This is a genomic window from Streptomyces sp. NPDC004126 (assembly GCF_050275515.1).
Lineage (GTDB): Bacteria > Actinomycetota > Actinomycetes > Streptomycetales > Streptomycetaceae > Streptomyces.
On sequence record NZ_JBNNPF010000020.1, the window covers coordinates 20,881 to 46,376 of the forward strand.

Here is a 25,496-nt window from a genome sequence, read left to right on the forward strand (position 1 = left end):
AGACCGACGATCAGCAGCCGCACCAGGAGCAGCAGCAGGCGCACAGGATGGCCTGCGCCTCCTTGTCGTCCTCCTCGACGAGGAGGTCGTCCTCGGTCAGCGCGTCCAGTTCGAGCAGGTCGTCGGCGAGCAGCTCGGCCACGGGCATGGTTCTCTCCTTGAATGTTGGTTCATTTACGCGGAAGCGAAATGAATGGGATGGCCGCCGTTGCAACCGGACAGCCGACGTCATCGTGTCCCACCGGCACCCGGGATTCTTCAGCTCGCCAACTGGTTTCTGGGCCACCCTCCGGGTATGAGCCGAGTACTCCGTCTCACACCCGGGTGCGAGACGGAAACTCATCTCAGTATTCTCCCGGTGATCGCGCCGCCCTCGCGCGCCGCTCTGGCCGTAATGTTTGCTACGGTGCGGTCCCGATTGCAGTTCTGTGGCTGGAAAACAGGTGATCCGATGTCCCATATCGCGTTCTTCAACATTCCCGGCACGGGCCATGTGAATCCGACGGCGGGAATCGTCGCGGAGCTCGTGGCGCGTGGCCATCGGGTCAGCTACGCGGTGACGGCGAGGCAGGGGGCCGAGGTCGAGAAGGCCGGGGCCACCCTCGTCCCGTACGAGACGGTGATGGGGAAGTACCGGTCGACGATGACCGACCTGGAGGACAACGACCGGTTCACCACCGGTGATTTCGTGCAGGTCCTGCGCGGGCTGGTGCAGGAGACCGAGGCGGTGTACCCGCAGGTGCGGCGGGCCTTCGAGGACGACCGCCCGGACGTGCTGGTCTACGACGGGCTGTCGGGATGGACGGGGCGGCTGCTCGCCGAGGAGTGGGGGATACCGGCCGTCCGCAGCATCCCCACGCTGGCGGCGAACGAACACTGGTCGCTGGGCACGGACGGGGAGTACGCGGAATTCGACGCGGGGCACGCGGGACTGAACGGGGTGTTCGGGGAGATCGCCACGATGCTGGCGTCACTCGGGGCCCAGTGCTCCGCCCAGGAGTTCTTCGGTGGGAGCGAGTCGGGGCCGGCCCTCGTGTACATCCCGCGGGCCTTCCAGTTCAAGGGCGAGACGTTCGGCGAGGACGTTCACTTCGTCGGGCCGTGCTGGTCGGAGCGGACCTTCGACGGCGAGTGGGCGCGACCGCGGACCGGCGGGACCCGACGGCCCCTGGTACTCGTCTCCCTCGGCACCATCCACAACGACAACACCGCCTTCTTCCAGACCTGCGTCGACGCCTTCACCGACGCCCCCTGGGACATCGTCATGGCCGTCGGCGACCAGATCACCCCCACCGACCTCACCGACGTCCCCGCCCACATCGACATCCGCCCCCACGTCCCCCAACTCCAGATCCTCCGCGAAGCCGACCTCTTCATCACCCACGCCGGCATGGGCAGCGTCATGGAAGCCCTCTCCTTCGCCGTCCCCATGATCGCCATCCCCCAGATGAGCGAACAACGCGCCAACGCCGACCGCCTCACCCAACTCGGCCTCGGCCGCCTCCTCCACCGCGACCACCTCACCCCCCAAACCCTCCGCGACACCGCCCACCACGTCCTCAACACCCCCTCCTACCGCCACCACACCCACACCATGCGCGACCACATCCACCACGCCGGAGGCGCACCCGCCGCAGCCGATGTCGTGGAGTCCCTGCTCGCGCCGGCCCCGAAGGACGCCCGATGACGGGGGAACGGGCGCACATCGCCTTCTTCGCGCTGCCGGGGCACGGGCACGTCAATCCGGCCCTCGGGGTCGTGGAGGAACTCACCGCGCGCGGACACCGGGTGACCTTCGCGACCACCGACCGCTTCGCGGCGGCCGTCACCGAGGCCGGCGCGACGCCGCTGCGCTACGAGTCCACCATGGACGGGCTGGCGCCCCGGGACTCCGCGGCGGACCGCGCCGACCGCTTCGGCAGCGACGACCTCGCCGTGGTCCTGCACGACCTGTTGCGCGAGACGCTCGCCCTGCTCTCCCCGCTGGACCGGGCCTTCGCCGCGGACCGTCCCGACCTGGTGGTCTACGACGATCCCTCGGGCTGGGCGGCCCGGCTGATCGCCGCGCGCCGCGGCATCCCGGCCGTGCCCTACCGGACCACGTTCGCCGCGAACAGCGAATGGTCACTCGCCGGCCACAGCACGGACGTCGACCCGTTCAGCCCCGCGATCGTGCGGGTGTTCCACGGCATCGCCAAGCTGGTGGAGCGGCTGAAGGTGCCCATCGGGCCGAAGGAGCTGATGACCGGGAGCGAGTCGGGCCCAGCGCTCGTCTTCGTACCGCGGGCGTTCCAGTTCGACGGCGAGACCTTCGGTGACGACGTGCACTTCGCCGGGCCCTGCCTCGCCCGCCGCGCCTTCGACGGCGAGTGGGCGCGACCGCGGACCGGCGGGACCCGACGGCCCCTGGTACTCGTCTCCCTCGGCACCATCCACAACGACAACACCGCCTTCTTCCAGACCTGCGTCGACGCCTTCACCGACGCCCCCTGGGACATCGTCATGGCCGTCGGCGACCAGATCACCCCCACCGACCTCACCGACGTCCCCGCCCACATCGACATCCGCCCCCACGTCCCCCAACTCCAGATCCTCCGCGAAGCCGACCTCTTCATCACCCACGCCGGCATGGGCAGCGTCATGGAAGCCCTCTCCTTCGCCGTCCCCATGATCGCCATCCCCCAGATGAGCGAACAACGCGCCAACGCCGACCGCCTCACCCAACTCGGCCTCGGCCGCCTCCTCCACCGCGACCACCTCACCCCCCAAACCCTCCGCGACACCACCCACCACGTCCTCAACACCCCCTCCTACCGCCACCACACCCACACCATGCGCGACCACATCCACCACGCCGGAGGCGCACCCGCCGCAGCCGACTTCCTCGAAGCGCGGCTGACGGACGCGCCCGCGCCGCGCACCGGGACGGTCCGGTGACGGGCGACGCGGGCGCGGCGGCCGCGATCGACACGCCGGCCTTCTTCGCGGACCAGCACGGGCACTACGCGCGGCTGCGCGGGCAGGCCGGCGCCCGGCGGGTCCGCAACCCGCAGGGGCTCGACTACTGGCTGGTCACCCGGCACGACGAGGCGAAGTCCGTCCTGCTGGACCCGCGGTTCTCCAAGGACCCGCGACGTGCGGCGGACGCGCTCCGCGCGGCCGGGTACGGGGTCTCCGGCGCGGGGAGCTTCTTCCTGCCGCTGGTGAACAGCGACCCGCCGGACCACACCCGGCTGCGCAGGCTCGTGTCCGGGGCGTTCACACCGGCTCGTGTCGCGGCGCTCCGTCCGGCGGTGGAACGGCTCACGCACGAGCTGCTGGACTCCGCCGCGGCAGGAGCCGCGGCCGGGGACAGGGGCGGGGCCAGGGACGGGGACAGGGGCGGGGCCAGGGCCGGGGACGGGGGCGGGGGCGGGAACGGGGCCGATGCCGAGGGGGTCGTCGACCTGATGTCCGCCGTCGCCTTCCCCCTCCCCGTGCTGGTGATCAGCGAGCTGATCGGCATCCCCCACGGGAACCGGGCCGCGCTGCTGAAGTGGGCGGCGTCCATGCTCACGGTCTCCGGTCCGGGCACCTCGCCCGCTACCGGGCCAGCGGAGCGTACCCGCAGGCTGCACCGGTGGTTCGCCTCCCTGGTGGCCGCCAGGCGCGCCCGGGTCCGGCCGGGGCTCGCCCCGCAGGAGCACTCCGACCTGCTCGGCGCCCTCATGGCCGCGGGCGACCAGGACGGCCGGCTCGACGACGGGGAACTCGTCGGCCTGCTGGTGCTCCTGCTGGTCGCGGGACACGAGACGACGACCGGGATGATCGGCAACGCGGTCGACGCCCTGCTCCGCCGGCCCGACCAGCTGGCGCTGCTGCGCCGCCGCCCGGAACTGCTGCCTTCGGCCGTGGACGAACTGCTGCGGTACGAGCCCTCGTTGGCCCGGACGACCCTGCGGGTGGCGACCGAGGACGTGGAGATCGGCGGGAGCGTCGTCCCGGCCGGCGCGATCGTCGGCGTCGCGCTGGCCGCCGCCAATCGGGACCCGGCGGTCTTCCCCGCGCCCGACGACCTCGACGTCACCCGGGACCGCGGTCCGCACCTGGCCTTCGGGCACGGCATCCACTACTGCCTGGGCGCTCCGCTGGCGCGGTTGCAGACCGAGACCGTCCTCGCCGCCCTGCTGGAACGCTGCCCGGAGCTGGCCCCGGCCGACCCGGACGGGCCGCAGTCCTGGCGTCCCGTCGGCGACATGCGGGGGCTGATGACGCTCCCGGTGTTGCTGGGCCCGACCCGCCCCGGGCCGGCCGGGTCCGGCTGACCTCCGCCGCCCGTCCTCGCCCGCCGGCCCCCTCCTCCGCTTCCGCCCTCGTCCCTCCACCAAGGGGAACACGTGCTCGAACCCCAGACCAGCTCCCGACCGGCCGGAACCGCCGTCGAAGTCCGCGGCCTGCGCAAGCAGTTCGGCACGACCGCCGCTCTGGACGGCGTCGACCTCACCGTGGCCCCCGGCACCGTCTGCGGGCTGCTCGGACCGAACGGTGCCGGCAAGACGACGCTCATCCGGATCCTGGCGACCCTCTCGCTCCCGGACGGCGGCCATGCCCGCGTGGCCGGGTACGACGTCGTGACCGGTGCCGCGCAGGTCCGCGGCCGCATCGCGCTGACCGGGCAGTACGCCTCGGTGGACGAACTGATCAGCGGCCGCGAGAACCTGGAGATGTTCGCCCGGCTGCACCGCATCCGCGGAGCGGCCGTACGACGGCGCGCCGAGGAGCTGCTGGAGCGGTTCGGCCTCCAGGAGGCCGGCCGCCGTCCCGTCCGCACGTACTCCGGCGGCATGCGCCGCCGGCTGGACCTGGCGGCCGGCCTGGTCGTACCCCCCTCGGTGTTCTTCCTCGACGAGCCGACGACCGGCCTCGACCCGCAGAGCCGCTACGGTCTCTGGGACAGCGTCCGCGAACTGGTCCGGGCCGGCACCACCGTGCTGCTCACCACCCAGTACCTCGACGAGGCCGACCACCTCGCCGACCGGATCGCCGTCCTCGGCGCTCCGGAGGGCACCGGCGGACGCGTGGTCGCCGAAGGCACCCCCGCGGCCCTCAAGTCCTCCCTCGGCCGGGAGTACCTGGACCTCACGGTCCGGCACCGCGACGGGCTGACGGCCGCGGCCGAGGCCCTGGCCCGTACCGGCGCCGGCACCGTCGAGGTCCGTGCCGAGCTGCGCCGGGTGACGCTCGCCACCGGGCCCGGTTCGGGGCCCGGAACCCAGGTGCTGGCCGGCGCCCTGCACGAACTGCGGTCCGCCGACGTGGAGGTGGAGGACCTCACGCTGCGCCGGCCCACTCTGGACGAGGTGTTCATCAGCCTGACGGCCGCGCCCGCCCGGACCCGGGAGGCGGCGTGACCACCGCGCCCGGCAGCGGAGCCCGCGGCGGAGCCGGGGCCGCCGCTCCCGCGCCCGCCGCGCCGGCCCGGGAGCCCCTGCCCGCACGGCTGCGGTGGGCCGCCGGCGACGCCGCGACGATCACCCGCCGCTACCTGCTCCACCTGCGCGGCGCCCCCGAGCGCGCCGTCATGGCGCTGGCCCTGCCCCTGGTCTTCACCCTGCTCTTCGTCTACGTCCTGGGCAGCGGCATGACCGTGCCGGACGGCGGTTCCTACGTGGACTTCCTCATCCCCGGGATGCTCGCCCAGATGACGGTCTTCGGGGTGGCCGCCAGCGCCTCCGCCGTCGCCGACGACAAGGACAAGGGGATCACCGACCGGTTCCACTCCCTGCCGATGAGCAGGATCGGGGTCCCGCTGGGGCAGTCCCTGGCCGAGATCGTCGGCGGCCTGCTCACCCTCCTGGTGATGGCGGGCTGCGGGCTGCTGGTCGGCTGGCGGCCCGAGGCGTCCGCGCCGCGGCTGGCGGCCGCGTTCGCGCTGCTGGTCCTCGCCCGGTACGCGTTCGGCTGGCTCGGCATGTGGCTGGGCCTCGTCCTGCCCTCGCGCTCCGCCACCGACCTCATCGGCATGCTGACCTTTCCGCTCACGATGGTCTCGAACGTCTTCGTGCCGACCGACGGCCTGCCGGCGGTTCTGCGCCCGATCGCCGAGTGGAACCCGGTGAGCGCCGTGGTCTCGGCGGTCCGGCAGCTCTTCGGCCACCCGGTCGCCGCAGGGGGCGGCGGCGGATGGCCGCAGGCCCACCCGGTGGCGGCCGCACTGGCCTGGTCGCTGCTGCTGCTCGTCGTCTTCGCCCCCCTCACCGTGTCGGCGTTCCGCACGCCGAAGCACTGATCACTGGAGTTCGTTCATGAAAGCCCTGGTACTGGCAGGGGGTTCGGGCACGCGGCTGCGTCCCATCACCCACACCTCCGCCAAACAGCTCGTCCCGATCGCCAACAAGCCGGTGCTGTTCTACGGCCTGGAGGCGATCGCCGACGCCGGCATCAAGGACGTGGGCATCGTGGTCGGCGAAACGGCCGCGGAGATCCGGGAGGCGGTCGGGGACGGCTCCGCCTTCGGTCTGGAGGTGACCTACATCGCCCAGCCGGAACCCCTCGGGCTCGCCCACGCCGTGCTGATCGCACGGGACTACCTCGGTGACGAGGACTTCCTGATGTACCTGGGCGACAACTTCATCGTCGGCGGCATCGCCCCGCTCGTCGACGAGTTCCGCGTGCACGCCCCCGACGCGCAGCTGATGCTGACCCGGGTGAAGAACCCGGGCGCCTACGGGGTCGCCACCCTGTCGGCCGACGGCCGGGTCGTCGCGCTGGCGGAGAAGCCGGAGCGGCCCGAGAGCGACCTCGCGGTGGTCGGCGCGTACCTGTTCACGCCCGTCGTGCACGAGGCGGTCCGCGCCATCGCTCCCTCGGACCGCGGCGAACTGGAGATCACCGACGCCCTCCAGTGGCTGCTCGACCGGGGCAGGGACGTACGGCCGACCGTGGTCACCGGGTACTGGAAGGACACCGGCAACGTCGAGGACATGCTGGAGGCCAACCGGTGCGTGCTGGAGATCCTGGAGCCGGCCGTGGAGGGGACCGTCAGCGCCGACAGCCAGCTCATAGGCCGGGTCAGGGTGTGCGCCGGGGCCGAGGTCCGCGGATCCCGCATCGTGGGCCCCGCCCTGATCGGCCCGGGCTCGGTGGTGACCGACTCCTACGTGGGCCCCTCCACCTCGATCGCCGAGCACTGCCGGATCACCGACAGCGAGATCGAGTTCTCCATCGTCCTGGGGCACTCCTCGATCACCGGGGTCCGCCGTGTCGACGCCTCGCTGATCGGCTGCCACGTGGAGGTCGCCCCCGCCCCCCGCGTCCCCTCGTCGCACCGGTTCGTCCTGGGCGACCACAGCAAGATCCGGATCTCGTCATGACGTTCACCCGCTATCTCGTGACCGGCGCCGCCGGATTCATCGGCTCGCACTTCGTGCAGGACCTGCTGGGGCCCGGCTCCTCGCCGGACGTCCGGGTCACCGTCCTCGACGCCCTCAGCTACGCCGGTGACACCGCGAACCTCGCCCCGCTGGCCGGGGACCCCCGCCTGCGCTTCGTGCACGGCGACATCACCGACGGGCCGCTGGTGCGCTCGCTGACGGAACCCGGCTGCGCGGTGGTCAATTTCGCGGCCGAGAGCCACGTGGACCGGTCCATCGCCGACGCGGGCGCTTTCGTCCGCACCAACGTCACGGGAACGCACGTCCTGCTGGACGCCGCGCTCGCCGCCGGGGCCGGCTGCTTCCTGCAGGTGTCCACGGACGAGGTGTACGGGTCCATCGACGACGGTTCGTGGACCGAGGACGCGCCTCTCGCCCCCAACTCCCCCTACGCCGCTTCCAAGGCCGCCGCCGACCTGCTGGCGCTCTCGTACGCCCGGACCCACGGACTCGACGTGCGGATCACCCGGTGCAGCAACAACTACGGCCCCCGCCAGCATCCGGAGAAGCTGATCCCGCGCTTCGTGACCGCCCTGCTGGCGGGCGGCACCGTGCCGCTGTACGGCGACGGCGGAAACGTGCGCGACTGGCTGCACGTCTCCGACCACTGCCGCGCCCTGCGCCTGGTGCTGGAACACGGACGGGCCGGCGAGGTGTACAACGTCGGCGGCGGCACCCAGCTCAGCAACCGGGAAGTGACCGCCCTGCTCCTCGACGCCTGCGGCGCCGACTGGAGCTCCGTACGCCACGTCGCGGACCGCAAGGGCCACGACCGGCGCTACTGCGTGGACGACGGGAAGCTGCGCGGGCTCGGCTACCGGCCCCTTGCCGGGTTCGAGCAGGGACTCGCGCGGACCGTCCGCTGGTACGCGGACGCCGCGGCGGCGCGGTGACGGCCCCGTACGGGAACCCGCTCCCGCCGCTCCCCTCCTCCTGACACCGAAGCCGGGCCGCACCCACGCGGTCCGCAGCCCCCGAAGGAACCACCGCGTGCGCGTCCTGATCGCCGTCTTTCCCACTGCCGCCCACACCCTGCCCGTCGTCCCCCTCGCCTGGGCGCTGCGCAACGCCGGTCACGAGGTCCGCGTCGCGACCCATCCCGGCCTGGCGGGATCCGTGACGGGGGCGGGGCTGGCGGCCGTACCCGTGGGCGGCGCGGTGGAAGCCGCCGAGCTGACGGACTTCGAGCGCAATCCCGGTCTGCGGGGCCATCCCGGGGGCGGTCTGGCCGTCGCCTCCGCGGACTGCCCCGACTGGGGGGCGAAGTGGTTCCGGACGACCCGCGTGTTCGCTGGCATGCGGCCCCTGCTGGAGGAGCTCACGGGGGTCGTCGTCCGCTGGCGCCCCGACCTGGTGCTGTGGGACCCGTTCTGCCTGCCGGCCGCGGTGGCCGCGCGGCTGGGCGGCGCCGCGCACGCCCGGCTGCTGTGGGGCCGGGACAACATCGCCTGGCTGCGCGCGCGTTCCCGGCGGTACCTGCGGGCGGCGGGGGACGGGGGCTGGCACGATCCGCTGGAGGAGGTCATGCAGCAGCTCCTCGAACCGTACGGGCTGCCGTACGAGGAGGAACTGCTCCTCGGCCAGTGGACCGTGGATCCGCTGCCGCCCGGGGTGCGGCTGCCGGTACCGGACGTGCGGTACGAGAGCATGCGCCCGTCCTCGTACGGCACGGGCGGGTCCGTGCCCGACTGGCTGCACTCCCGGCCCACGCGCCCGCGCGTATGCCTCCTGCGGGAGCCCGACCCGTGGGGGCCGCCGTCCGGTCCGGACGGCGGGGAGGCGCTGACGGAGCTCACGGACCGGCTCGCGGCGTTCGACGGCCTCGACGTGGAGGTGGTCGCCGCCGGTTTCGGCCCCGCGGCCCGCGGGCTGGACCTGCCCGGCCGGCCCCGTCTGGTGGACGGCATGCCGCTGGACCAGCTGCTGCCGGGGTGCGCCGCGGTCGTCCACCGGGGAGGTGCCGCGGCGTTCTGCGCGGCCGCCGCCAAGGGCGTCCCCCAGCTGGTGGCCCCGAGCGCGTTCTGGGACGAGGAGGCGACGGCCGGCTACCTGGCGCGCCGCGGCGCCGGCCTCGTCCTCGACCGCGGCCGGCCCGAAGCCCTGCGCACGGCCCTGTCGGAGCTGCTGGACGACGGCGGGTACCGGGCCCGGGCCGGGTACCTGCGCCAGGAGGTCGAAGCGCTGCCCGGGCCCGCCGAGATCGTTCCGGTGCTGGAGCGGCTGACCGGTCTTCACCAGCGGATCTGAGATCGCGGCCCCCACTCCAGTCGGAGCCCGGACCCCGCCGCGTGTCCGTGACGGAGACGGCAAAGCAGTCCCGGGACGGACGCCAGGACGGGGGCGTCACTGACACGATCGAGCCGACGATTCAGACGCGGGCACACCTTTCACGACCAGCGGAGCCCTTCACCATGAACACCACCATCACGGACATACGTCCGAGGATGAGAACCGGGATCTTCTTCACGCCGACCGCAGAAGGCGACGGCGTCCTCCTGGCCAACGGCAGCGAGATAGTGACCTTCCACGGCGCGTCCACGTACGCCTGGCTGGAGAAGCTCTCACCCCACCTCGACGGACGGCACAGCGTGTCGGACCTGACGGCCAGTCTGCCGCCCGGTCCCCGCCGGATGGTGGAGAAGCTGGTGGGCGCCCTGTACGAGGCCGGCCTGGTCCGTGACGTGAGCCAGGACGAGCCGCACTCCCTGACTCCCCAGGAGCTGGAGCGGTACGCGTCCGAGATCGCGTTCATCGAGGCCTTCCGGACCTCCCCCGGCCTGCGCTTCCAGCGGTACCGGCGGACCCCGGCCGTGCTCATCGGCTCCGGCGCGGTCTTCACGGCCGCCGCGGAGGCGGCCCTGCTGACCGGGATCGGCCGGCTCTCCGTCCGGCCCACGGCCGTGCCGGAGACCGGCGTGGCGGAACACCCCGACGGGGCGGCCGGGCCGCACCGCGACACCGCCCCGCTGGACGCGTCCGACCCGGCGGACCTGCGGGCAGCGGTCGAGGGGGCCGAGCTGGTCCTGTACGCGGCCGACCGGGCCGACCCCGACGTGCTGCGCTCGCTCGACCGGCTCTGCGCCGGGCTCGGGCGGACCTTCGTCGCGGTCACCGTGGACGCAGACGAGGCCTGGATCGGCCCGGTGTGCTCCCCGGACCGGGCCGCGGCCCGGTGGGAGAGCCTGTGGCTGCGTCTGGGCACCGGCGCGGACGCCGTGCCGGGAGGGACCGGCTTCCTCACCGGCCCCGTGCCCGGCATCCTCGCCAACCACCTCGTCTTCCGGGCCTTCGAGCACCTGACCGGCGTCGCCGAGGCTCCGGAGGGGCCGGGCGGCAGCGCCGTACGGCTCGACCTGGAGACCCTCCAGACCTCGGTGCACACGATCGCACCGCACCCGTCGGCCGACCGGACCTCGGACACCGGCGGGCACCGCCCCGCCCCGGAAGCGGCGGCGGTGGAAGCCGCCGAACTCGCCGAGCGGGTCGCGCCGCTGACGGACGAACGGCTCGGCGTTCTCGGCCCGGTATCGGAAGGGCACTTCGAGCAGTTCCCGCTGCGGGTGGTCCGGGTAGCGGTCAACGACCCCCATGAGCCGGGTGCGCCGACGGCCGTCTGCGGTGCCGGCCCGGACTTCGCCCACGCCCAGGACGCCGCGCTGCGCCTCGGCCTCGCCTCGTACGCCGTACGCGGCGGTGCGGCCGGGACCGGGACGGGTACCGCGACCGGGATCTCGCTGGCCGACGGTGCCGCCGTCCCGGTCCCGGTGGACGAGGTGTTCGAGCCCTCCCCCGGCCCGTCCGCCGTCCTCCCGGTCGGCACGGCCGGCGCGGCCGGCTGGAACGAGGCCGTCGAGCAGGGTCTGCTCGCCCACGTCCTGAGCCTCACCCCGGCCGAGCCGCCCGCGGGCACGACGGGCCTGCTGCCGTTCGAGGAGCTCGAACTGTCCGCGGCCGCAGGACGGTTCCTCGACCTGCTGCGCGCGTCGGGCGAGGAGGTCGCGGCCCGGACGGTGCCGGCACCGGCGGGAGTGCACGTCATCGCCTTCCGGCTGGGCACCGGCGGGACCGGTCCCGCCGAGCGCGGCGCCGGATTCACCGAGGCCGAGGCCGTCGAGGCGGGGCTGGGCCGGCTCCTCCTGGCCTGGCAGTCCCGGGCGTCGGGGCAGGCCGAGTACTCCCCCTCCACGACGGTGTCGCTGCGCACCTCGTTCGGGCCCGGCACGGCGGCGGGCGGGGACCCCGGCACACGCGGCCGCGAGCCGCGCCACGGCGCGCTGGTCGCCGCCCTGCGCACGCTCGGGCACGCGGCGGTGGCGGTCCCCCTCGACCACGACCCGGCCCTCCGTGCCGTCCTCCCCCACCTCGTCCGGGTGGTGCTGCGCGATGTCTGATCCGATGAACCGTGTCCCGGCCGCCGGGCCCGTCGTGGCCGTGGTCGGCGACGGCGGTCTGCTGGACCGGGCCGTCGCCGCGGTCGCCGCACGCCGCTTCCGCGTGGTGCGGCCGCGGGCCGGTGCCGTCGCGGAGGACCTCCGTTCGTGCGCCGCCGTCCTCGTGACGGGCGACACGCCGGGCACCGACCACCATGACGAGGTGCGCGAGGGCGCGGAGGCCGCCGGCGTTCCGTGGATCCCGGTCGTCACGGACCCGGACGCCATCCACGTGGGTCCGGCGGCCCGGAGCACCGCGGACGCCTGCCCGGCCTGCGCGCGATGGCGGCGCCGGCTCGCCCGGGACCAAGCCCAGCACCACGAGACGATGCGCGCCCGCCACGGCGCCGCTCTCGCCGCGACGCCGTCGCGGCTGCGCACCCGCGGCGCCGCGGCCGTGGCCGCGGAACTGGCCCTCTCCCTCGTGGAGTCCGCCCTGTCCGGCGGGCCGCAGGGCCGTGACGCCGGCGGCGCCGACGGCACCGGGATCCGCCGCCCGTCGGACGTCTTCCTCCGCGTCGACCTGGCCTCGCTCGCCGTCAGCACCCACCGCTATCTGCCGTACTCCTTGTGCGAGGTGTGCGGGGGTCTGCCGGAGGACGCCCCGGGACCGGCCCGGGTGGTGCCGGCCTCCCGGCCCAAGCCGGCCCCCGACGTGTTCCGCGTGCAGAACGTGGTGGCGCGCGAGCGGGAGCTGTACGACCTGTACGTCGACGCGGCCGCCGGCGTGGTCCCCTCGATCGACGACGAGCGGGGCGGTCCGCTGCCGCGTGCCGTCGCGCCGCTGAGCTCCCTGCGCGGCAACAGCTCCCAGCACGGCTGGGGGCGTACGAACGACTACCGGACGTCCAGGATCACGGCGGTGCTGGAGGCCCTGGAGCGGTTCGGCGGCGAACAGCCGCGGGGCCGGCGCACGGTGGTCACGGCGAGCCGCCGAGAGCTGGGCGGGCGGGCCGTCGACCCGCGGACGTTCGGGCTGTACCCGGACGAACGCCACGACCTGCCGGGCTTCCCGTACGCCCGCTACGACGAGGACCTGGTGATGCCCTGGGTGTGGGGGTACTCCTTCGGCCGCGGCGAGCCGGTCCTGGTGCCGGAACGGTACGCCTACTACGCCGCGCACAGCCACGAAGAGCCCCGGTTCGTCTACGAGATCTCCAACGGCTGCGCCATGGGCGGCTGTCTGGAGGAGGCGATCCTGTGCGGGCTGCTGGAAGTGGCGGAACGGGACGCGTTCCTGATGACGTGGTACGGGCGGATGCCGATCCCGCGGATCGACCCGGCCAGTGCCCGGGACCGCGCCGTCCCGATGATGATCGAGCACCTGCGCCACCGGACGGGGTACGACATCCGGCTGTACTCGGCCACGCTGGAGCAGGGGGTGCCGTGTTTCTGGGCGGTGGGCGTCGACACAGCCGCCGATCCGGGCAGGCCCAGGGTGCTGTGCGCGGGCGGCTCGGCGCTGCTGCCGGAGAAGGCCGTCGTCAACGTCCTGCACGAGATGGGACACCTGCTGGAGCACGCGAAGCTCTACGACGCGGCCGAGCGCGAGCGCGCGGCCCAGATGGTCGCGGATCCGTCCCTGGTGAAGGTGATGGGAGACCATTCGGTGCTCTACAGCCACGAGGACGCCTTCGACCGGTTCGACTTCCTGTTGTCGGACCGCCCGGCGCGGCCGTTCTCCGATTTCGACGAGCAGTGGCGGTGGCCGGTCCACACGGACCTGCGGTCCGACCTGGAGGAGATGCTCGGCCGCTACCTGGACCGGGGCATGGACGTGCTGGTCGTGGACCAGACGACGCCCGAGCACCGGGCGGGCGGTTTCGCCTGCGTCAAGGTGATGGTGCCGGGCACCCTGCCGATGACGTTCGGGCACCGCAACCGGCGCGTGGACGGCCTGCCCCGGCTCCTGACCGTGCCGTACGAACTGGGCTACCGCGACCGGGTGCTGACGCCCGGGGACATCAACCCCCACCCCCACCCCTTCCCCTAGGACGCCGCGCATGACCGCCATCGCAGGACCGGCGGGGACCACCGAGCCGTCGCCCGGCGCACGGTACTGGCACCGGTCCCTCCACGAATACGCCGACATGACCGCCCGCGCTCCGGGCGGGCGGGAGGGCAGTTCCGCCGAGCCGGCCAGGTTCACCCGCTTCGGCGGGCCGGCGCGGCATCCGCTGCCGGCTCCCGCCCGCACGCTCGGGCCCCTGGCCTCGGCGTTCGGCCCGGCGCACCTCCGGGCCGCCGGGCCCGTCCCGGCCGGCGCGGCGGACCTGGCGTCCGTCTCCGCCCTGCTGCACTACTCGTCCGGGGTGCTGCGGACCGAGTTCGGGCCGACGGCACGCTGGCCGTACCACCGGCCCGCCCCGTCCGCCCGCTGCTTCGCCCCCGTCGAGGTGTACTACTGGACCCCCGGGGACGACGGTCTGCCCGCCGGCGTCCACGCGTACGACCCCGCGCACCACGCGCTGGTGCCGCTCAATCCGGGGGATCACCGCGCCCTGCTGGGCGAGGCGCTCGGGGCGGACCTCGACGGCGCGGTGGGGGTGCTGATCCTGTCGACGGTGTTCTGGCGCACGGCCTTCCGCTACGGCGGCTACGCGTACCGGCTGTGCGCCCAGGAGACCGGGCTGGTGGCCGGGAGCGCCATGATGGCGGCGGGCGCCCTCGGGCTGCGCGCCCACCTGCACCACCAGTTCCTCGACGGGGTGCTGGAGCGGCTCGTGGGCGCACCGCGCCCGCAGGAGAGCATCGCCGCGGTCCTGCCGCTGTACCCGCGGCGGGAGGGGGCTCCGCGCCCGCTGCGGCGGCTCGCCGCCGCGCACACCGAGCGGGCGGTGGCCGCGCGCGTCCCGGCGCCGGCCCGCCGGCCCGCTCCGGCGGCCGACTCCCTGGGTTCGCTGGAGGCGCTGACCGGGATGGACGCGGCGGCACGGCTCTCCGCCACCGCGGGATTCTCCCGGCTGCCAGCGGGTCAGGAGGGCGGGCCCCGGCGGGAGTTCCCGTACAGCGGCGGCGCCGAACTCGGCGACTGCCTGCGGCGCCGCAGCTCGGGCAGTCCCGCGTTCCACCCCGTGCCCCGCCCGGTCCCCCTGGACTCGGTGCTCCGCGTGCTGGGGCCCGTGCTCGACCCCTGGGTCTCCGACGCCGTCCCGGACGGCGCCGCGCCGCCCGTCACCGCCCATCTGTGGGCGGTCAACGTGGACGGCCTCGACGGCGGGGTGTACCGGTGGGGGCCCGGCGGGCTCGACCGGACCGGGCCCGGCGCCGCCGCGCTGGCGGCGATGGAGGCGGCGAACGTGAACTACCGGGCGGTGGGGGGCGTGGTGTTCCTCTCCGGGCCGCGCGCGGCCGCCCAGGAGGTCTTCGGCGACCGGAGCTTCCGGGTCCTGCACCAGGAGGCGGGGGTGGCGGCGCAGCGCGTCTGCGTGCTGGGCGCCGCCGAGGGCCTCGCCGCCAGGATCCACAACGGCTACGCGGCGGAGCCCCTGGCGCGGGCCCTGCGGCTGCGGCCGGGCCACGAACCGCTGTTCCAGATCGCCCTCGGAGTGCCCGGGCCCGACGAACGCTATCTGATGCCGGTGCCGACGTCGTCGGTCCCGGCCCGTGTGGAGGCGGCATGACCGTGTACGACCTGTCCCCCGGGGCAGCGGCCCTTGCCTACCTGGATTCGGGGCACCGGCCGCCGGATGCCTTGCCCGCGGCCGATCCGGCGCGGCTCCCGCCGGTCTACAAGAGGTATCCGTCGGCGGACCGCTTCCCCCTCCCGGACGGCCGGTCCCCGGGCGACGGCGCTTCGGCTCGCCTGTCCCGGCTGCTGCGGCTCACCAACGGGCTCACGAGGATGCGCTGGATGAGCGGCCTCATGCCGCTCGGCCTGGGCAGTGCGGGCGGGGCCCGGGGCCGGCAGGTCCTGCTGTCCCCCGGCCGTACGGCGGCGGCGTCGGGCTCCCGCTACCCGGTGGAGGTGTACGTCGCCCGGGCCGGTGCGGAGGGCCTGCCGGCCGGGCTGTTCCACTACGACCCGGTGCACCACCGGCTGGAGTGCCTGCGGGACGGCGACGGCCGGGCCGGGCTGCTGGCCGCCCTGCACACGCCCCCGGACCGGGAGCCCGAGGCGGTGCTGCTGCTGAGCAGCGCGCTGTGGCGGAACTCGGCGAAGTACGGGGCGTTCGGCTACCGGCTGCAGAGCCTGGACGTCGGCGCGGTGGTGGCGCAGGCCGTGGCGGCAGCCGGGCCGTGCGGGCTGGCGGCGCGGGTGCACCTGGACTTCGACGACGAGGCCCTGGACCGGATCCTCGGGCTCGACCCGTTCGCCGAGGGCGTCTTCGCCGTGGTCACCCTGTGGCGCAAGGACGCTCCGCCGGCCGCGGCGCTGCGGGAGCCGGCCGCGTGGACGGGGCCCGTCCCCCGGGCGGAGCCCGAGCTGCCCGCCGTCACCGGGATCGCCTCGATGGCGGAGGCGGCCGCCCTGCACGCGGCCGTACGGGCTGCCGGGCCGGCTCGCGGGCGCCCGCTCGCGCCCTGGGGGCCGCCGGCGGGCTCGCCGTCGCACGCGCTGCCGCCGGCGGGGCTGGACCTGGCCGACGGCTTCGCCGGCCGTCGGACCGTGTACGGCTACCGGCCCGGCCCCGTGCCGGAGGTGTCCCTGTCCGCCCTGCTGTCCGCGGCCGCCGCCGCACTGCCCGTCGGCGGGCCCGGTGCCGGAGGGGTCCCTCCGGTGCTCCTGGCCGGAGTCGTGCAGCGGGTTCCCGGGGTGGAGACGGGTGCCCACGTGTACGACCCCGCCGGCCACGCGCTGCTCCGTACCCGCGGGGCCGAGGCCGTCCCGGCGGTGATCGGCGCGGCCAAGAGCCCCATGCTGGCGGACGAATGCCGGTCCGCCACGGCGACGCTGGCGGCCTGCGGGCCGCTGCGGGCGGGTGTCGAGCGCCACGGCGACCGCTGGTACCGGTCCCAGAACATCGCGGCCGGCGCGCTCGCCCAGCGGATCGCCCTGGCCGCGGCGGCGGTGGGACTGGAGAGCCACGTGCACTGCGACTTCGCCCCGGGCCCGGCCGGCTCCGCCCTGGGGCTCGGCCCCGGCGGGATGGAACCGCTGGTGGTGGTGACCGTGGGCCCCGGCGCCCCGGAGCGTACGGATCCGCAGCAGCCGCTCTGAGCCCCCGCGCGGGACCGGCGGGTCCCGCCCCGACCCCGTCCGCCGCACCGGACCCCACACGTACCACCCCGACCGGAGGAAGCACCGAACCGATGGATCTCTACGACGTCGTGGTCGTCGGCGCCCGCAGCGCGGGTGCCTCGACCGCCATGCTGTTCGCCCGGGCCGGATACCGGGTCCTGCTGCTGGACCGGGCCCGGTTCCCCAGCGACACGCTGTCCACGCAGCACATACACCGGCCGGGGCTGCGGCTGCTGAACCGGTGGGGGCTGCTCGGCCGGCTCGCGGACACCGGTTGTCCGCCGGTCCGCCGGATCTCCTACTCCCTGGGGGACCTCCGGCTGGAGGGTCCGGTACCGGTCGAGGAGGGGATCGACGCCGTGTACGCGCCGCGGCGGTTCGTCCTCGACAGCCTCGTGATCGAAGCGGCGGTCGAGTCCGGGGCGGAGTTCCGCGAGGGCTGCACCGTGACGGGCGTCCTGACCGAGGGGGGCCGGGTGACCGGGGTGCGGTGGCGGACGGCCGCGGGCGCCACGGGCGGGGTGCGGGCCGGGCTGGTGGTGGGGGCGGACGGCATGCGCTCGCCCCTGGCCGGGCACGTCGGCGCCGGGCTGGAGCGCGAGGACGCGCCGAAGACGTGTGTGTACTACGGGTACTGGGAGGGTCTGCCCGCGCAGTTCGAGGTGTACGAGCGGACGGGCCGGCTGATCGGGGTCGTCGGGACGCACGACGGACTCACCCTGGTTGCCGCGTACTTCCCGCAGGAGGAGTTCCCCGGGGTCCGCCGGGATCCCGAAGGGGCGTACCTGGAGGCGCTCCGTACCACGGCACCGGAGCTGGCCGCACGGGCCGGTTCCGCACGCCGGGTGGAGCGGCTGCGCGGCACGGGCAGCCAGCTCAACTTCTTCCGCAGGCCCGCGGGGCCCGGTTGGGTCCTGGTCGGGGACGCCGCCTGCCACAAGGACTCGATCACCGGCACCGGCATCAGCGACGCCTTCGAGCAGGCCGCGCTCCTGGTCGAGTCGGTCGGGGAGGGTCTGCACGACGAGCGTGCCGCGGCCGCCGCGCTGGACCGCTACGCCGCCGGGCACCGGCGGCTGATGGAGCCCCGGTACCGGACGGCGCTGGACACGGCGCGGCTGGAAGTGACCCCGGAGCGGGAGGAGTTCACCCGGTGGATCGCCGGTGATCCGGCGTCCGCCGGGGCCTTCCTGTCGGTGGCGGTGAGCCACATCGATCCGGCGCTGCTGGTCCCGTCCGCCGGCTGAGCGGGTCGTGGCTCCCCGGTGCGCCGGGCGCCGGGGAGCCACGACCCGCGGTCAGGCCGCGGAGGGTCTGACAAGCCCGGTCTCGTAGGCCAGGATCACCGCCTGGGTGCGGTCGCGCAGGTTGAGCTTCTGGCACAGGTGGTAGAGGTGCGATTTCACCGTCGCCTCGCTGAGCGACAGCATCTTGGCGATCACCAGGTTCGAGTGCCCGTTGGCGACGAGCACGAGGACGTCCCGCTCGCGGCTGGTGAGCAGCGAGAGCTGTGAGGAGCCGGGAGGCGCCATCGCCGGCGACCGGTGGAGCAGCAGCCTGATCAGCTGTACCGCCGAGGGGGACCGCAGCACCATGGCGCCGGCCGCGATGTCGCGGATGGCGGCCGGGAGCGACCGCGGGTCGCAGTTGCCCGGCAGGAGCCCGCGGACCCCGCCCCGCATGGCGCTCAGCAGTTCCTCGTCGTCGGTCCCGGAGTTGAGCATGAGGACGCCCGGCCCGTTGTTCCAGCCGGTTCGTCTCAGCACCTTCGCGACGGCCGTGCCGTCCATGGTCTCCGGGTCATGGCTGACCAGGGCGACGTGCGGGCGCAGGCTGTGCACCGCCTCCTCCACGTCCCGGGTGTGCAGCGCTTCTCCCACCACCGCGATGTCCGGTTCCCGCTCCAGGACGCTGGCGAGGCCCGCCCGCGTCAGATGGTGCGGATCGCAAAGGAGCACGCGGATACAGTCTGCCTCGGTTTCGTTGCGCACGATGTGCCTTACCCCCATGAATGCATGCGCGTCCCGTGCAGTTCACACGGAAAACGGTAGCCCAAACTGGTCTGGACCACTGTTGAAGGCTACCGCTCGGACCACTCAAGATCCACTAAACAAACCATTGACCCCGGGTCGAGGGATCGAGTATGGAGGCGCACCCCTCCGCCCCCGCTCAACCCACAGTCGGGGAAGCAGGACTGGCCTGAGGACGGACGACACTCCCGGACCGCCGGTGCGAAGGTGTTGCCCTCGGCCAGAACAGGGGGTACACGTGCAAACGCCGCCGGAGCTCGCTCCACTGCTCGACTTCAGCCCCTACCGGCTGCTCACGGAACCCGACGCCGTCCACCGCCGGATGCGTGCCGAACCACCGGTGCGCTTCGTACGGGAGGAGACCGGGTTCTCGTACTGGCTGGTCTCCGGATACGCGGAGGCCCGCGAGGCCTTCGCCGCACCGGGGCTGTCGAACGACCCGCGGCGGCTGGGACATGCGGCGGCGGCCGCCGCGTACTCCCCCATGGCCAACAACGACCCACCGGACCACACCCGGCTGCGCCGCCTCGTCTCGCACGGGTTCACCCGGCGCCGGGTGGCCGCGCTCGCCCCCACCGCCGAGCGGGTGGTCGGCGAACTCCTCGACGCCGTGGCTCCCACGGGCCGCGCCGACGTCATCGCGGACCTCGCCTTCCCCTTGCCGGTGCTCGTCATCTGCGAGCTGCTCGGCGTGCCCACAGGGGACCGGGCGGCCTTCCGCGCCTGGGCGGACCACACCCTGTCCACCACCGCGGGCCCCCGCAGCCGCGAGGAGCGCTCCCGGCGGCTGCACCGCTACTTCACCCGGCTGGTCGCGGCGAAGCGCGGCGCCGTACGGGCCTCGGCGTCACCCGACGAGCAGCCCGACCTGCTCAGCGCCCTCGTCGTCGCGCAGGAGCAGGACAACAGCCTGACCGACGAGGAGCTCGTGGGCCTGGCCGTGCTGCTCCTGGTGGCCGGCCACGAGACCACGACCAACCTGATCGGCAACGGCCTGCTGACCCTGCTCCGCCACCCCGGGCAGTTGCGACGGCTCAGGGACGAGCCGTCGCTGCTGCCCGCCGCGGTGGAGGAGCTGCTGCGGTACGAGGGCTCGGCCGGCCAGTCCTCCCTGCGCGTGGCGATCGAGGACACCGTCGTCGGCGGCACCCTGATCCCGCGCGGATCCGTCGTCAACATCGGTCTGTCCCTGGCCAATCGGGACCCGCTCGTCTTCTCCGGCTCCGACGGCCTGGACATCGGGCGGGAACCCAACCCCCACCTGGCGTTCGGCCACGGCATCCACTTCTGCCTGGGCGCACCCCTGGCACGGATGCTCGCGGCCACCGCCTTCGCAGGCCTGCTCGGCCGGCTGCCGGACATCGCCCTGCGGGTGGCCCCGGAGGAGCTGCGGTGGCGGCAGATCAGCATCCTGTGCGGACTCACCGCACTTCCCATTTCCTTTGACCCAGAACACCGTGAAACGAGTAGTTCGTGACGATCAGCGATCCGATGGCGGCGGCCAACCTGTACCGCCTCGCCTTCGGTTTCATCCCCGCACAGATGATTCACGTCGCCGCCCGGCTGGGCCTGCCCGACGCCCTCGCCGAAGAGGACCTCCCGCCCGCCGAACTGGCCCGCAGGACCGGCGCGCACGCGCCCTCCCTGCGCCGCCTGCTGCGCGGCCTCGCCTCGCTCGGCCTGGTGGAGGAGACCGGGACCGGCACCTTCCGGCTGACCCCGGCCGGCGCCCCGCTGCGCGCCGACGTACCCGGCTCCGTCCGCCCCATGCTCATGCCGTACTTCTCCGAAGGCGTCTGGGCCTCCTGGGGCCGGCTGCTGGACTCCGTACGCACCGGGGAACCGGCGGTCGAGTCGGTCACCGGCGGGTCGGTGTTCTCCCACTTCGCGGCCGAGCCCGAACTCGCCGCCGAGTTCAACGCGGCGATGGCGGTGAGCGCCGGCATGGAGGCCCAGGCCATCGCCCGGCTGTACGACTTCACGGGCGTGGACACCGTCGTGGACGTCGGCGGGGGCTCGGGCGCCCTGCTCGCCGGTGTCCTGGAACACCGGCCCGCACTTCGCGGCGTGCTCGTCGACACCGCCTCCGGGGTGTCCGGCGCCCCGGCCGTCCTGGCGGCCGCCAGCGTGGCCGACCGCTGCGAGGTCGCCCCCGGCGACTTCTTCGACTCCGTTCCGGCCGGCGGCGACCTGTACGTGGTCAAGAGCGTGCTGCACGACTGGGACGACGAGAGCTGCGTGCGGATCCTGCGCAACTGTCGCGAAGCCATGAAGGACACGGCCCGGGTTCTGGTCGTCGAGGTCGTGGCACCCCCGGTCGTGGACGCCGCGACCGACCCCTTCCTCGCGGTGAGCGACCTCAACCTGCTGGTCCTGACCCGCGGCCGGGAGCGGACCGAGGAGGAGTTCACGCACCTGCTGGAGGCCGCCGGGCTCCGCCTGACCCGCATCGGCGACCCGGTCGGCTTCAACGGCTACCGGATGATCGAGGCCGCCCCGGCCGCGGCGGAGGACGGTGACGCATGAAGACGACGGAGGAACCCGCGACCTTGAGCCCGCACCCCATCGAGGCCACCGACCACGAGGTGGGCCCCGGCACCCTGCGGCGGCTGGCCGCCGCCTGGCCCAGGCGGGCCACCGTACGCACCGACATGGACAAGGTCACCGGCTACGAGGAGTACGACCCGGAGCTCCTCGACTACCCGGTCGCGCTGATGCCGTTCGGCGAGCACCCCGACTTCCAGGCGGCGTCCGAGGAGAAGCGCCGCCGGGTGAACACGCTCGGCTGGATCGCGTACAACGAACGCGTCATCGCCGCCGAGGAGTTCGTGGTCAACCCGACGTTCGAGAAGCTCGGCAGCGCCGTCTTCCCGGGTGTGGACCGCTTCGAGGTCAAGGAGATCGTCCGGCAGTCGTACATCGACGAGGTGTGGCACACCTACATGCACATGCTCGGCACCCAGCGGACCCGGGAGGCCCGGCAGATCACGCAGGAGCCCGCCGCCGAGCACCCGGTGACCAACCGCCTGCTGTACGCCGCCGAGGGGGCGGCCGGCGAACGCTGGCAGAAGGACCTCCTCTACCTGCTGTGGACGACGGTCGGCGAGGTCAGCGTGAACGCCTTCCTCGACCTGATGGCCCAGGACACCACCGTGCAGCCGATGCACTCCCTGATCGCCCGCCTGCACGCGCGCGACGAGTCCGCGCACGGCCCCGTGATGATCGAGATCATGAAGGACGTCTTCGTCCGTCTCTCCCGCGAACAGCAGGAATTCTTCACCGCCTCCCTGCCCGCGGGCATCACCGCCTTCTGCGCGGAGGACTTCGACTGGTGGCTGAAGGTGCTGGAGTTCACCGGGATCCCGAAGGCCCGCGACATCATCGAGGACTCCCGCACCGGCGGCGGCAGGCTCTCCGAGCTGCTCGTCACCGACTTCAGCGGCGTGCGGCGGCTGTGCCGGGAGCTCGGCATCGAAGACAGGGTGGACTTTGACTTCCAGGCCGGGAGCACCGGCCGTACGGGGAGGAAGCCGTGATCCTCACAGGTCCCGAGATCACCGACGCGGCGGCCGACGGGCGCGTCGTCATCTCGCCGTTCCGGCCGGAACAGGTCAACCCGAACAGCTACAACGTCTGCCTGGGCGACCGGCTGCTGACGTACACCGACGAGGTCATCGACCCCTACCGCCCCAACCCGACGCGCGAGATCACCATCGGGGAGGAGGGCTACGTCCTGCAGCCCGGGCAGCTCTACCTCGGCCACACCCTGGAGAGCGTGGGCTCCGACCTGTACGTGCCGCTGCTGTTCGGGCGCTCGTCGGTCGGCCGCCTGGGTCTCTTCGTGGAGATCACGGCACCCATCGGGGACATCGGCTTCCACGGCCAGTGGACCCTGATGCTGTCGCCGGTCCGGCCGCTGCGGGTGTACCCCGGCATGAAGATCGGCCAGATCATGTTCTTCGTGTCGCTCGGGCGGGTCGACCTCTACGAGGGCAAGTACCAGTCCTCGGACGGGCCGCAGGCGTCCCGCTACTGGAAAGACGCACCGGTGCCGACGTCATGATCCTCACACGCGAAGCCATCCTGACGGCCGTCGAGCAGGGCGACATCACCATCGAGCCCTTCGACGCCGGACGAGTCTCCCCCAACGCGTACGACTGGCACCTGGGCGACCTGATCCGGATCTGCGAGGGCGAGGAACTGGACGCGGCCGCCGCCACCCGCGCCACCGAACTCGTCATCCCGCCGGAGGGCATGGTCCTGCAGCCGGGCGTGCTCTACCTGGGCGTCACGCACGAGCGCACGCATTCGGAGCGCTACGCCCAGATGATCAACGGTGACCGCAGCCTCGGCGCCCTGGGCATCTGGGTCCACGTGTCCGCTCCCCTGGGGCACGTGGGCCACTCCATCAACTGGACCCTGGAGATCCAGGTGGCCCGGCCCGTCAGGGTCTACCCTCGCATGCCCTTCGGGAAGATCGTCTTCCTGGCCACCGCCGGAACGGCCACCAGCTACCAGTACGAGGGCCGCAAGTACACGAGGACGGACGGGATCGACATCTCACGGCTGTACGAAGAGCTGCGAGGCACCGGATGAGGGTCCTGACCGGCCTCGACCTGCCCTGGGGCAGCCCCGGCGGCAGCGTCGAACTGCTCCGGGACATCTACCTGGACCCGGACGGCCCGCTCGGCGCGTCGAACGTGTTCATGCTGGCTCCTGACGGTGCGCCGGCTCCGGCCGCAGGCCCGGCGGCGACCGCGGGCCCGGCGGCGACCGCGGGCCCTGTGCCGGCCGCGGGTCCGGTGCCCGCGCTGCTCGACGTACCGGGCAAACAGCTCGACGGCCCGGGCTTCTGGTCCTACGTCGGCCGGCTCACCGAGCAGCTCACCCGGCGCTTCCGTCCCGGCGAGCAGGACGTGCTGCACCTCCAGCACCTCGCGTTCGGAGCCACTCCGGCGCTGCTGCGGGCCTTTCCGGAGCATCCCGCGATCGCCCTGGTCCACGGAACGGACCTGCTGTTCGCCGCGAAGCACCCCACGCAGGCCGAGGTACTGCGCGAAGCGGCCGCGGCCGCCCGGATCATCGTGGTCCCCACTCCCGCCATGGCCGACCAGCTGCGCCTGCTCGCCCCGGTCGAGTCCGGCCGCATCGTCCACGTCCCCTGGGGCATCCCCGACCACCTGCTCCACCGGCCGCCGGTGCGGTCCGCCCGCGACGACCGGGAGCTGCGGGTCCTCTACGCCGGGCGGCTGACCGCGGAGAAGGGCGCCGCCGAACTGGTCTCCACCGTCGCCGGCATCCCGGGCCTGAGCCTGAGCATGGCGGCCCCGGCGCTGGAATTCCGGCGGCTCGCCGAAGTCGCCGACCTCTCCACCACGCGCTACCTGGGCTGGCTGAGCCGTCCCGCCCTGTGGGCCGCCTTCGCCGAGCACGACCTCCTGGTCATCCCCTCGGCGAAGCTGGAGGCCTTCGGGCTCACCGCGATCGAGGCCCAGGCCTGCGGCCTGCCCGTGGCCTACCAGCCGGTCCCGGGACTGGTCGACGCCCTCGGGGATTCGGCACTGCCCCTGGGCATCCTCGCCGACCCCCACGGGGCCCGGGCGACCCTCGCCGGCCTGGTCTCGGACCGCAGCCCCCTGGACGGTCTGCGGGCGGCCGGCCGGTCCAACGCCGCACGGTACCCGCTGTCCGCGACCGCCCGTGAACTCGCCGCCCTGTCCCGCCAGTCGGCCTGACCACCGCCCCCACCCGCTTCGACGCCGAAGGACCCACATGTACGCTGCCGCGCTGTTCGACCTGGACGGCACACTGATCGACACGGAGCCCCGAAGCCGTGAGGCGTGGTCGCGACTCTTCCGCAACCACGACGTCCCGTTCGACGAGGACACGATCCGGGGATTCGCCGGCCGGCCGGGCAGGGAAGCGCTCCTCGACCACGTGCACCGGTTCGCCGGCGCGACCGTCGACGAGCTGTTCGCCGAGGCCCTCCACTACACGACCCTGCCCGACATGCCCGCCGTCGAGGCGATACCGGGCGCCCTCGAACTCGTCACACGGCTGCGCGCCGCGGGCGTGCCCGTGGGGCTGGTCACCTCCGGCACCCGCGCCTACGCCCGCTCGGAGCTCGCGGCCATCGGGGCGCTCTCCCACTTCGACGTCATGATCACCGCCGACGACGTGACGCGGGGCAAGCCCGACCCGCAGGGCTACCTCGCCGGATGCGGCGCCCTCGGCGTGGCACCGTCCGCCACCGTGGTGTTCGAGGACGCGCCGGCCGGCGTGGCCGCGGCCAGGGCAGCCGGCGCCCGGGTGGTGGCCATCGCCTCCGATCACACCCGCTCCTCCCTGGCCGACGCCGACCTCCTCGTCGCCGACCTGGTGGACGTCCCGTGGCCCCCGGTCTTCCGGACGCCGGCCGGCACGGCGCGGACGGAGGGCTGAG

General features: G+C 73.7%; 22 protein-coding genes. 20 read left to right on the forward strand and 2 right to left on the reverse strand.

Annotated elements, in window-relative coordinates; genetic code table 11:
• Positions 1–10: 10 nt before the first annotated feature.
• Positions 11–148 (reverse strand): hypothetical protein, encoded by a 138-nt coding sequence (locus ACQKM2_RS20115; protein WP_358893807.1) that lies wholly within the window; start codon positions 146–148, stop codon positions 11–13.
• Positions 149–451: 303 nt separating this feature from the next.
• Between ACQKM2_RS20115 and ACQKM2_RS20120 the strand changes: the two genes are divergently transcribed.
• From ACQKM2_RS20120 to ACQKM2_RS20180, 13 genes are all read left to right on the forward strand, one after another.
• Positions 452–1,687: a macrolide family glycosyltransferase gene (locus ACQKM2_RS20120; protein WP_427711441.1), complete on the forward strand. Its 1,236-nt coding sequence runs from the start codon at positions 452–454 to the stop codon at positions 1,685–1,687.
• A complete protein-coding gene (locus ACQKM2_RS20125) occupies positions 1,684–2,937 on the forward strand; it encodes a macrolide family glycosyltransferase (RefSeq protein ID WP_427711443.1) in 1,254 nt (417 codons plus the stop codon). Before ACQKM2_RS20120 ends, ACQKM2_RS20125 begins: the two co-directional genes overlap by 4 nt.
• Positions 2,934–4,304 carry a cytochrome P450 family protein gene (locus tag ACQKM2_RS20130; protein WP_427711444.1) on the forward strand — a complete coding sequence of 457 codons (1,371 nt, stop codon included), beginning with the start codon at positions 2,934–2,936 and terminating at the stop codon, positions 4,302–4,304. Before ACQKM2_RS20125 ends, ACQKM2_RS20130 begins: the two co-directional genes overlap by 4 nt.
• Positions 4,305–4,376: 72 nt before the next feature.
• Complete coding sequence (locus ACQKM2_RS20135) at positions 4,377–5,390, forward strand: ATP-binding cassette domain-containing protein (RefSeq protein WP_427711446.1); 1,014 nt, start codon at positions 4,377–4,379, stop codon at positions 5,388–5,390.
• The gene (locus ACQKM2_RS20140; RefSeq protein WP_427711448.1) at positions 5,387–6,268 is read left to right on the forward strand and encodes an ABC transporter permease; all 882 of its coding nucleotides are present in this window, start codon (positions 5,387–5,389) and stop codon (positions 6,266–6,268) included. The genes ACQKM2_RS20135 and ACQKM2_RS20140 overlap by 4 nt, the downstream gene beginning before the upstream one ends.
• A gap of 16 nt (positions 6,269–6,284) precedes the next feature.
• Positions 6,285–7,352, forward strand: coding sequence for a glucose-1-phosphate thymidylyltransferase (locus ACQKM2_RS20145; RefSeq protein WP_427711450.1), 1,068 nt, complete (start codon positions 6,285–6,287; stop codon positions 7,350–7,352).
• A complete protein-coding gene (rfbB, locus tag ACQKM2_RS20150) occupies positions 7,349–8,305 on the forward strand; it encodes a dTDP-glucose 4,6-dehydratase (protein ID WP_427711451.1) in 957 nt (318 codons plus the stop codon). Before ACQKM2_RS20145 ends, rfbB begins: the two co-directional genes overlap by 4 nt.
• A 97-nt stretch (positions 8,306–8,402) precedes the next feature.
• Positions 8,403–9,659 (forward strand): nucleotide disphospho-sugar-binding domain-containing protein, encoded by a 1,257-nt coding sequence (locus ACQKM2_RS20155; protein ID WP_427711453.1) that lies wholly within the window; start codon positions 8,403–8,405, stop codon positions 9,657–9,659.
• 164 nt (positions 9,660–9,823) lie between these two features.
• Positions 9,824–11,803, forward strand: coding sequence for a hypothetical protein (locus ACQKM2_RS20160; protein ID WP_427711455.1), 1,980 nt, complete (start codon positions 9,824–9,826; stop codon positions 11,801–11,803).
• A complete protein-coding gene (locus tag ACQKM2_RS20165) occupies positions 11,796–13,835 on the forward strand; it encodes a TOMM precursor leader peptide-binding protein (RefSeq protein ID WP_427711457.1) in 2,040 nt (679 codons plus the stop codon). The genes ACQKM2_RS20160 and ACQKM2_RS20165 overlap by 8 nt, the downstream gene beginning before the upstream one ends.
• A gap of 10 nt (positions 13,836–13,845) precedes the next feature.
• Entirely contained in the window at positions 13,846–15,465 is a 1,620-nt protein-coding gene (locus tag ACQKM2_RS20170; RefSeq protein WP_427711458.1) for a hypothetical protein, read from the forward strand.
• Positions 15,462–17,003, forward strand: a complete 1,542-nt coding sequence (locus tag ACQKM2_RS20175) for a SagB/ThcOx family dehydrogenase (protein WP_427711460.1) — start codon at positions 15,462–15,464, stop codon at positions 17,001–17,003. The genes ACQKM2_RS20170 and ACQKM2_RS20175 overlap by 4 nt, the downstream gene beginning before the upstream one ends.
• A 92-nt stretch (positions 17,004–17,095) precedes the next feature.
• Entirely contained in the window at positions 17,096–18,271 is a 1,176-nt protein-coding gene (locus ACQKM2_RS20180; protein ID WP_427711462.1) for an NAD(P)/FAD-dependent oxidoreductase, read from the forward strand.
• Positions 18,272–18,322: 51 nt separating this feature from the next.
• Here ACQKM2_RS20180 and ACQKM2_RS20185 read toward each other — a convergent pair whose 3' ends face one another.
• Entirely contained in the window at positions 18,323–18,982 is a 660-nt protein-coding gene (locus ACQKM2_RS20185; protein WP_427711464.1) for a LuxR C-terminal-related transcriptional regulator, read from the reverse strand.
• 310 nt (positions 18,983–19,292) lie between these two features.
• On the opposite strand from ACQKM2_RS20185, the gene ACQKM2_RS20190 reads away from it, so the two are divergent.
• From ACQKM2_RS20190 to ACQKM2_RS20220, 7 genes are read left to right on the forward strand one after another with little or no spacing between them, the layout of a single operon-like run.
• A complete protein-coding gene (locus ACQKM2_RS20190; RefSeq protein WP_427711466.1) occupies positions 19,293–20,531 on the forward strand; it encodes a cytochrome P450 family protein in 1,239 nt (412 codons plus the stop codon).
• Positions 20,528–21,580 (forward strand): methyltransferase, encoded by a 1,053-nt coding sequence (locus tag ACQKM2_RS20195; protein ID WP_427711468.1) that lies wholly within the window; start codon positions 20,528–20,530, stop codon positions 21,578–21,580. The genes ACQKM2_RS20190 and ACQKM2_RS20195 overlap by 4 nt, the downstream gene beginning before the upstream one ends.
• Entirely contained in the window at positions 21,577–22,590 is a 1,014-nt protein-coding gene (locus ACQKM2_RS20200; protein WP_427711470.1) for a diiron oxygenase, read from the forward strand. The genes ACQKM2_RS20195 and ACQKM2_RS20200 overlap by 4 nt, the downstream gene beginning before the upstream one ends.
• Complete coding sequence (gene dcd / locus ACQKM2_RS20205; RefSeq protein WP_427711472.1) at positions 22,587–23,117, forward strand: dCTP deaminase; 531 nt, start codon at positions 22,587–22,589, stop codon at positions 23,115–23,117. Before ACQKM2_RS20200 ends, dcd begins: the two co-directional genes overlap by 4 nt.
• Positions 23,114–23,650: a dCTP deaminase gene (locus ACQKM2_RS20210; RefSeq protein ID WP_427711474.1), complete on the forward strand. Its 537-nt coding sequence runs from the start codon at positions 23,114–23,116 to the stop codon at positions 23,648–23,650. Before dcd ends, ACQKM2_RS20210 begins: the two co-directional genes overlap by 4 nt.
• A complete protein-coding gene (locus tag ACQKM2_RS20215) occupies positions 23,647–24,789 on the forward strand; it encodes a glycosyltransferase family 4 protein (RefSeq protein ID WP_427711476.1) in 1,143 nt (380 codons plus the stop codon). The genes ACQKM2_RS20210 and ACQKM2_RS20215 overlap by 4 nt, the downstream gene beginning before the upstream one ends.
• A 37-nt stretch (positions 24,790–24,826) precedes the next feature.
• Positions 24,827–25,495: an HAD family hydrolase gene (locus ACQKM2_RS20220; protein WP_427711478.1), complete on the forward strand. Its 669-nt coding sequence runs from the start codon at positions 24,827–24,829 to the stop codon at positions 25,493–25,495.
• The last annotated feature ends 1 nt before the right edge of the window (position 25,496 follow it).

Bases quoted from the DNA above. Each gene is read 5' to 3' on its own strand.
- ACQKM2_RS20180 (WP_427711462.1), top strand. From the start codon at position 17,096: ATGGATCTCTACGACGTCGTGGTCGTCGGCGCCCGCAGCGCGGGTGCC.
- ACQKM2_RS20175 (WP_427711460.1), top strand. From the start codon at position 15,462: ATGACCGTGTACGACCTGTCCCCCGGGGCAGCGGCCCTTGCCTACCTG.
- ACQKM2_RS20215 (WP_427711476.1), top strand. From the start codon at position 23,647: ATGAGGGTCCTGACCGGCCTCGACCTGCCCTGGGGCAGCCCCGGCGGC.
- ACQKM2_RS20125 (WP_427711443.1), top strand. From the start codon at position 1,684: ATGACGGGGGAACGGGCGCACATCGCCTTCTTCGCGCTGCCGGGGCAC.
- ACQKM2_RS20210 (WP_427711474.1), top strand. From the start codon at position 23,114: ATGATCCTCACACGCGAAGCCATCCTGACGGCCGTCGAGCAGGGCGAC.
- ACQKM2_RS20145 (WP_427711450.1), top strand. From the start codon at position 6,285: ATGAAAGCCCTGGTACTGGCAGGGGGTTCGGGCACGCGGCTGCGTCCC.
- ACQKM2_RS20160 (WP_427711455.1), top strand. From the start codon at position 9,824: ATGAACACCACCATCACGGACATACGTCCGAGGATGAGAACCGGGATC.
- ACQKM2_RS20200 (WP_427711470.1), top strand. From the start codon at position 21,577: ATGAAGACGACGGAGGAACCCGCGACCTTGAGCCCGCACCCCATCGAG.
- rfbB (WP_427711451.1), top strand. From the start codon at position 7,349: ATGACGTTCACCCGCTATCTCGTGACCGGCGCCGCCGGATTCATCGGC.
- ACQKM2_RS20120 (WP_427711441.1), top strand. From the start codon at position 452: ATGTCCCATATCGCGTTCTTCAACATTCCCGGCACGGGCCATGTGAAT.
- ACQKM2_RS20165 (WP_427711457.1), top strand. From the start codon at position 11,796: ATGTCTGATCCGATGAACCGTGTCCCGGCCGCCGGGCCCGTCGTGGCC.
- ACQKM2_RS20220 (WP_427711478.1), top strand. From the start codon at position 24,827: ATGTACGCTGCCGCGCTGTTCGACCTGGACGGCACACTGATCGACACG.
- ACQKM2_RS20170 (WP_427711458.1), top strand. From the start codon at position 13,846: ATGACCGCCATCGCAGGACCGGCGGGGACCACCGAGCCGTCGCCCGGC.
- ACQKM2_RS20115 (WP_358893807.1), bottom strand. From the start codon at position 148: ATGCCCGTGGCCGAGCTGCTCGCCGACGACCTGCTCGAACTGGACGCG.